This window comes from Terrisporobacter othiniensis (assembly GCF_000808015.1).
Lineage (GTDB): Bacteria > Bacillota > Clostridia > Peptostreptococcales > Peptostreptococcaceae > Terrisporobacter > Terrisporobacter muris.
On sequence record NZ_JWHR01000078.1, the window covers coordinates 1 to 7,583 of the forward strand.

Below are 7,583 nucleotides of genomic sequence, written 5' to 3' on the forward strand. Positions count from 1 at the left end.
TTCTTATACAAATTAATAAATTGAAAGATTTTAAAGAAAAAATAATTTTGTGTGAAATATAATTAAATAAAATAAATCATATTTAATATTAAGGTTGAAGATTTAGAAATTATGGTATAATAAAAAAGAAAATTAACGGATTGATTAATATATAATTTTTTAAGGAGAATATCAATGAATGATTTAAATATAGGAGAAAAAATAGCACAATACAGAAAAAGTAAAGATTTAAGTATAAGAGAGTTAGCAAAGATGGCAGATGTTACACCATCATTACTTAGTCAAATAGAAAGAGGTTTGGCAAATCCATCTGTTAATTCATTAAAATCAATAGCTAATGCATTGAATGCACCTTTATTTACTTTTTTTACTTCTGAAGTCATGAAAGAAGATTTAATTGTAAGAGGAAATAATAGAAAAAAAGTAATACTTCCTGGAGCTGATAATGTTATATATGAAATGTTAGCACCTGGAATAAGTGATAATTTAGAATTTGCTATCATGAATTTATCACCTAAATCATCATCATGCACTGACTATATTCATCATAATGGATATGAAATTGCTTATGTGTTAGAGGGAAAAGTTACTTTACATTTAGATGGTGAAAAATTTGATTTAGAGAAAGAAGACAGTGTAAAGATTCCTGTTGGTATGAAGCATAAATGGGAAAATGATAATGAGCTCGAAGCAAAAATTATATTTGCTGTTATTTTATAAAATATTAAATTAAAAATTTCTTATTGATTAAAAAGGCCTGACTATCATTAATTGTGATATCAGGCTTTTAATTTAACTAATAAAGACATAAGCTAATTTATTTAGTTTTATATATACTAATATGGGCTTTTATTACATATTAATTAGTTTTGGAAAAGGTGGAAGTATATAAAATGTATAAATATGTGATTAATCGTAAAAATATAACAAACTTAAATAAAATAATTATATTTGGCGAGGATTAACATAATGAGCAAAGAAATAAAAAAAGTTGAAAATCAAAATGAAGAAGTAAGTATAGAAGATATGATTGATGAATTAGTTAAAAAAGCTAATGTGGCAATGGAAGACATGTTAAATTTGGATCAAGAAGAAATAGATAAAATAGTTCAATCCATGGCAAAAGCAGGTCTCGATAATCATATAGAGTTAGCACAAATGGCTGTAGATGAAACGGGTATGGGTATTTTTGAAGATAAGATAACAAAAAATATTTTTGCAACAGAATATATTTATAACAGTATAAAATACAAAAAAACTGTTGGAATAGTTGAAGAGAACAATGAAGAAGGATATATGATGGTAGCAGAGCCAATAGGAGTAATTGCAGGGGTCACACCTGTTACTAACCCCACTTCAACTACCATGTTTAAGGCGTTGATTTCTATAAAATCAAGGAATCCTATAATATTTAGCTTTCATCCGTCAGCTCAAAAATGTTCTGCTGAGGCTGCAAAAATATTAAGGGATGCAGCAATAAAAGAAGGAGCTCCAAAAGACTGTATACAGTGGATAGAAAATCCATCTTTAGAAGCATCAAATGAGCTTATGAAACATAAGGAGATATCTATAATTTTAGCTACTGGAGGTCCAGGAATGGTTAAATCAGCATATTCTTCTGGGAAGCCAGCTTTAGGAGTAGGTCCAGGGAATGTTCCTTGTTTTATTGAAAAATCCGCAGATATTGATCAAGCAGTAAATGATTTAATACTATCAAAGTCATTTGACAATGGTATGATATGTGCATCTGAACAAGCTGTAATAATAGAAGATGAGATATATGAAGATGTAGTTACTTTAATGAAAAAGAATAAGTGCTATTTTGTAAACAATGAGGAAAAAGAGTTATTAGAAAAAACTGTTATAAATGAAGAAACGAAATCATTAAATGCTAAAATTGTAGGTCAAAATGCTTATACGATAGCTCAAATGTCAGGATTTAAGATAGCTAAAGATACTAAAATATTAGTGGCAGAGATAAGTGGAGTAGGTGAAGATTATCCTTTATCAAAAGAAAAGCTTAGCCCAGTTTTAGCATGTATAAAAGTTAAAAATGCGAATGAAGGCATAGAAAAATGTGTTGAAATGACCGAGTTTGGTGGACTTGGACATTCTGCATGTATACATTCAAATAACGATAATATAATATTGCAATTTAGTAATAAAGTTAAAACAGGAAGGCTATTAATAAATACACCATCAAGCCAAGGTGCTATAGGAGGTATATATAATTCGAATACACCATCATTAACTCTAGGTTGTGGATCTATGGGTAATAATTCAACTACAGATAATATATCTGCAATTAATTTAATTAATTTGAAAAAGGTAACAAAAAGAACTGTTAGTATGCAGTGGTTTAAAGTTCCGGAAAGAATTTATCATGAAATGGGTTCTATTCAATATTTGGAAAAATTACCTAAGTCAGAAAGAATAATGATAATTACAGACAGGACAATGGAAGACTTAGGATATGTGGAAAAAATAGAATACCGATTGAGAAAAAGAAGAAATCCAGTTATGATAGAAAGATTTACAGGGGTTGAAGTGGATCCATCTGTAAAGACGGTACTAGATGGGGCTCAGGAAATGATTAAATTTAAACCAGATACAATAATAGCCTTAGGAGGTGGCTCAGTAATAGATGCAGCAAAAGGCATGTGGTTATTTTATGAGAATCCACAAGTTGATTTTGAAGATTTAAGACTTAAATTTATGGACATAAGAAAAAGAGTTTATAAGTTTCCTAAGTTGGGAAGAAAAGCTCAACTAGTAGCTATTCCAACTACATCGGGGACAGGATCAGAAGTAACTTCATTTGCAGTTATAACAGACAAAGAAAAAAATATAAAATATCCTTTAGCTGATTATGAATTGACACCAGATGTGGCAATAGTAGATCCTCAATTTGTAATGAGTTTGCCAAAATCAGTTATTGCAGATACAGGACTAGATGTATTAACTCATGGAATAGAAGCTTATGTTTCGGTAATGGCTACAGACTACACAGATGCAATGGCTTTAAAAGCTATAGAAATGGTATTTAAATATTTACCAATATCATATAAAGGTGGAGACTCAGCTGAATGTAGGGAGGCTAGGGAAAAAATGCATAATGCTTCTTGTATGGCAGGAATGGCATTTGCAAATGCTTTTTTAGGAATAAATCATTCTTTAGCTCATAAGCTTGGAGCAAGATTTCATATACCTCATGGTAGGGTAAATGCCATATTATTACCTTATGTAATAGAATATAATTCACAAATACCAAGCAAATTTACTGCATTTCCTAAATATAAATCATTTATATCGGATAAGAAGTATTGTGAAATTGCAAAAATGTTGGGATTAAAAACAGATACAGTTGAAGAAGGTGTGAAAAATTTAATTGAAGCAATTAAAAAGCTGATGAAAGAATTAAATGAACCGATGAGTATTAAAGAATGTGGAATAGAAAGAGATGAATATTTTTCTGCAATAAAAAAATTATCTTTAGAAGCATTTGATGATCAATGTACCTCTGTTAATCCAAGACTGCCATTAGTCAGTGAAATAGAAGAAATATATATGAAAATATATTAAGAGAAGTATAATTATATAAAATTGGCATATAATAATATTATTATTTAGATAATAAAAATAATATTTTATTAAAGCTAATTAAAGTAAACATAAAAAACAAATAAGAAGAATATTTTTTGAAAGAAAAATAATGTTTTTGAAAATACTTATTGACAAAAAACATATATTCATATATCATTACTATTAATTAATTGAAAAAATTGTAAAAGCAATGAAGGGAAGAGTAATTATAATACAGAGTTAAAGCGAGCTGGTTATGGTGTGAGTCCAGTACAAAGTATATAATGAAGAACCTCCCAGAGCTACTAACCGAAATCTAATAGAGAGTAGACTTAGTCGGAACCAAGCCGTTACCTACTTGGCGATATATTATTTAGTATATTGAATGAGTTGAACTTTTATTAAAGTTAAATTAGGTGGTACCGCGGAAGTCTAGCCTTTCGTCCTATTTATATAGGATGAAGGGCTTTTTTTATTGGAAAAATCACAATAATAAATCAAAAGGAGTGGAGTAATATGTGTTTAGTAATACCAGAAAGATATGAAACAAGTTTAGGGGTTATAGAAACTCAGCAAGCAATAAAGGATTTAAAGGACTTTTTTGAAAATAGATTAGGGGAGAGGTTAAAATTAACAAGAGTATCTTCTCCATTATTTGTTTTACCTGAAACAGGAACAAACGATAACTTAAACGGCGTTGAGAAACCAGTAAGTTTTCAAGTACCTTATTTAAGAAAAAATGCAGAAATAGTACATTCTTTAGCTAAGTGGAAGAGAATGGCCCTTAAAAAGTATGGGTTTCCTGTAGGGACAGGTCTATACACTGATATGAATGCAATTAGAAAAGATGAAGAGCTAGATAACTTACACTCTTTATATGTTGATCAATGGGACTGGGAACTTATAATAAATAAAGAAGATAGAACGATGGAAACACTTAAAAAAGTTGTGAAAATTTTATATAAGGTCTTTAAGGAAACAGAAGAACATGTTCATAGTATTTATCCAGAAGTAGAGTGTATATTGCCAGAAGAAATAACTTTCATAACATCTCAGGAATTACTAGATATGTATCCAGACTTAACAGCGAAAGAGAGAGAAAATGCTATTGTAAAAGAGAAAAAAGCAGTTTTCTTAATGCAAATAGGAAAAGTATTAAGCAGTGGAGATAAGCATGATGGAAGAAGTCCAGACTATGACGATTGGGATTTAAATGGAGATATATTATTCTATAACCCAGTATTAGATAATGCAATAGAACTTTCTTCTATGGGGATAAGAGTAGATGAAGAAGCTTTAAAAAAACAATTAAAAGCTGCCAAGTGTGAAGATAGAAAAGAATTAGATTACCATAAAGCCTTATTAGATGGTAAATTACCATATACAATAGGTGGAGGAATTGGCCAATCTAGAATATGTATGTTCTTTTTAAATAAAGCTCACATAGGTGAGGTACAAGTAGGAATTTGGCCTCAGGAAATGGTTGAAGAATGCAGTAAAGCTGGAATAACTTTATTATAAAAATATATTAAAAAGGTTATAGATAAAATTTTAAAGAAAATTTATCTATAACCTTTTTTACTCAAAAGGATAAGCAATTCATATTTATTTTATATTGATACTATTAGAAACTTCTATAGCAAATGAATTAGATATAGTACTTGACCAATTATTATCCATCTAATTATTATAGAGTCTCCTTTTATTATTAGTTTATATATTTACTTAGAAAACAAGTGGTTAAATGCTATAATAGATGAATGGTTATTAGAAATAGAAAAAGGGATATATTATAACTATATTTTTTATTCAAAAATTGTAATTATTATATATAATGCAAAATTAGAATTATGAAAAAAATTGACTTAAATAATATAAGGAGTAACAGATAAATGGCAAATACAAGACGAATTCTTGCTGAATCATTAAAGAACCTATTAAAGAGAAAACCATTAGAAAAAATAACGGTGACACAGTTAGTTGATGACTGTAATATTAATAGACAAACCTTTTACTATCACTTTCATGATATTTATGAATTGCTAGAATATATGTTTTTTGTAGAATTAGATAAAATATTTGAAAATCCCATTGAGTATGATAATAATTTTGTATATAAGTGGGAAAAAGTATATTATACAATTTTACAATCTGTATTAAATGAAAAAAGAATGATTATAAGTATATCTCAATCTATAGGAAGAAGTAAATTAGATGAAATATTATATAATGTTTTTTATCGTATAATATTAAGGTTTATAAGAGATGAATCAGAGGGAATAAATATATGCGAAGAAGAAAAAAATTTTATTGCTAACTTTTATAAATATGCATTCGTTGGAATTACCTTAGATTGGGTAGACTCATTTATGAAAGTAAATCCAGAAATAATAGTTTTTAGAGTTAGTAGATTAATTGGAGGAGATTTAAGAACAGCCTTGCATAAGAATCATTAAAAAATCGAATAATATAATACAAATAAACCTATATATTGATAGAAATCTTATTTTATGTACATTTAATATAAGATTTTAAGCAACGTCGTCTAATAGAATAGTTTTGCACTGAAAGTTGAGAAATGTTTAAATTTTTGATTAGACATAAAAATAATAGGTTTTGTAAAATATGTAGGAGGTTTTTTTATGCAACAAGTTTCTAAAGAAGAGAAAAGGAAAAAGTACTTTATTGTATTTATATGTTTATTAATACAATCAATAACTTATTGTATAGCACAGAATTTACAAGGTCAAATGCAAATACCAGTATCTCAATCAGGAGTTGTATCTGAAGTTGGATTTACGCTTTTATATTTTTCTGGAACGCTTCCAGTATTTTTAAATCCTTATTTTGCTACTTTTTATGAAAAGTTTAATATAAAATATATTTATGTTGTAGGTATAATTATAGGCGGATTAGCATTCGCATCGTATGGATTAGCTAAAAACTCAATAATGTTTAATGTTAGTTCTTTCTTTAATCAAGTAGGTACAATATTCTACTCTGGATTATCATTACCAATAATGATGTCACACTGGTTTCCAGGAGAAGGTAGAGGTTCAGCCCTAGGAATAGCTTTAGCTGGAGGTTCTATAGGAAATGTGTTTTTACAACCAGTAGTAGTTAACTTATTAGCAAGATACGGATGGCAACAAACTTATATCATCTTAGGAATAGCCATGATTGCTATAGGTATACCTATAGCACTATTATTTATTAGATTCCCTAAACCTGGAGAAGTTACAAAAGTTGAAGCTTTAGATAAAAAAGATATTGGACAAATGTCTTATGAAGGTCTATCTGATAAAGAGAATATGAAAAATAAATATTTCTGGACTTTTAATATAGGTGCTTTATTATTATGCTTTGCATCTGTAGCAGTATCAACACAAGCTATACCGGTATTAAGTATAAAGGGATTTGAAGGTTCAAGAGTGGCACTAGCTGGATCAACTTATGGACTAGCCTGTCTGATAGGAAACATAGGTGGAGGTAAATTATTTGATAAGTTGGGCTCATTTAAACCAATGATACTTTCAGCCATAAGTACAACATTAGCATTACTTATAATGGCATTTATGCCAATGGGTAGTTCATTAGGATTCCTTATTCCTATACTTTCAGGATTAACTATATATACACTTACATCAGGACCAGCTTTTATGCCAGCTGATGTATTTGGATATAAAGATGGAACTCAAAAAATGGCTAAAGTAGGGGTGTTCTATGCAGCCGGAAGTGCATTTGCAGCTTATATATTTGCGGCATTATCTAGTAGTGTTGGACTACAAACAACATGTTTAATATTTTTAGTAATAGGGTTAGTTGGATATATATTAAATGGATTTTCAATAATAAAATCAAAGAAAATGTTTTCGCCAAGAGCTGAATAATTTAATATAAAAAAGTACTATGACTAAAAGTCATAGTACTTTTTTATTATGTGAAAAATAAAAAATGATTTTATTGTGTAATACTAAAATGTTTTGAAATAAAATTCATAC

The 7,583-nt window shown here is 28.6% G+C and carries 5 protein-coding genes and 1 other annotated feature; all 5 genes read left to right on the top strand.

The features are described 5' to 3' along the window. The first annotated feature begins 174 nt into the window (after positions 1-174). The 5 genes from QX51_RS08550 (at position 175) to QX51_RS08570 (ending at position 7,472) form a co-directional block, all read left to right on the top strand. Positions 175-720, top strand: a complete 546-nt coding sequence (locus QX51_RS08550; protein ID WP_039679495.1) for a helix-turn-helix domain-containing protein — start codon at positions 175-177, stop codon at positions 718-720. 249 nt (positions 721-969) lie between these two features. Continuing rightward, positions 970-3,582, top strand: coding sequence for a bifunctional acetaldehyde-CoA/alcohol dehydrogenase (gene adhE, locus QX51_RS08555; RefSeq protein WP_039679496.1), 2,613 nt, complete (start codon positions 970-972; stop codon positions 3,580-3,582). Between the two features lie 202 nt (positions 3,583-3,784). Then, positions 3,785-4,033: a binding site (T-box leader), on the top strand. A 65-nt stretch (positions 4,034-4,098) separates the two neighbouring features. Then, entirely contained in the window at positions 4,099-5,103 is a 1,005-nt protein-coding gene (asnA, locus tag QX51_RS08560) for an aspartate--ammonia ligase (RefSeq protein ID WP_039679497.1), read from the top strand. A 371-nt stretch (positions 5,104-5,474) separates the two neighbouring features. Then, a complete protein-coding gene (locus QX51_RS08565; RefSeq protein ID WP_039679498.1) occupies positions 5,475-6,038 on the top strand; it encodes a TetR/AcrR family transcriptional regulator in 564 nt (187 codons plus the stop codon). 186 nt (positions 6,039-6,224) lie between these two features. Continuing rightward, complete coding sequence (locus QX51_RS08570; RefSeq protein ID WP_039679499.1) at positions 6,225-7,472, top strand: MFS transporter; 1,248 nt, start codon at positions 6,225-6,227, stop codon at positions 7,470-7,472. Positions 7,473-7,583: the final 111 nt, after the last annotated feature.

What these genes read in the sequence shown, in the direction of transcription:
- QX51_RS08550 (WP_039679495.1), top strand. Translation starts at nt 175, where the DNA reads ATGAATGATTTAAATATAGGAGAAAAAATAGCACAATACAGAAAAAGT.
- adhE (WP_039679496.1), top strand. Translation starts at nt 970, where the DNA reads ATGAGCAAAGAAATAAAAAAAGTTGAAAATCAAAATGAAGAAGTAAGT.
- asnA (WP_039679497.1), top strand. Translation starts at nt 4,099, where the DNA reads ATGTGTTTAGTAATACCAGAAAGATATGAAACAAGTTTAGGGGTTATA.
- QX51_RS08565 (WP_039679498.1), top strand. Translation starts at nt 5,475, where the DNA reads ATGGCAAATACAAGACGAATTCTTGCTGAATCATTAAAGAACCTATTA.
- QX51_RS08570 (WP_039679499.1), top strand. Translation starts at nt 6,225, where the DNA reads ATGCAACAAGTTTCTAAAGAAGAGAAAAGGAAAAAGTACTTTATTGTA.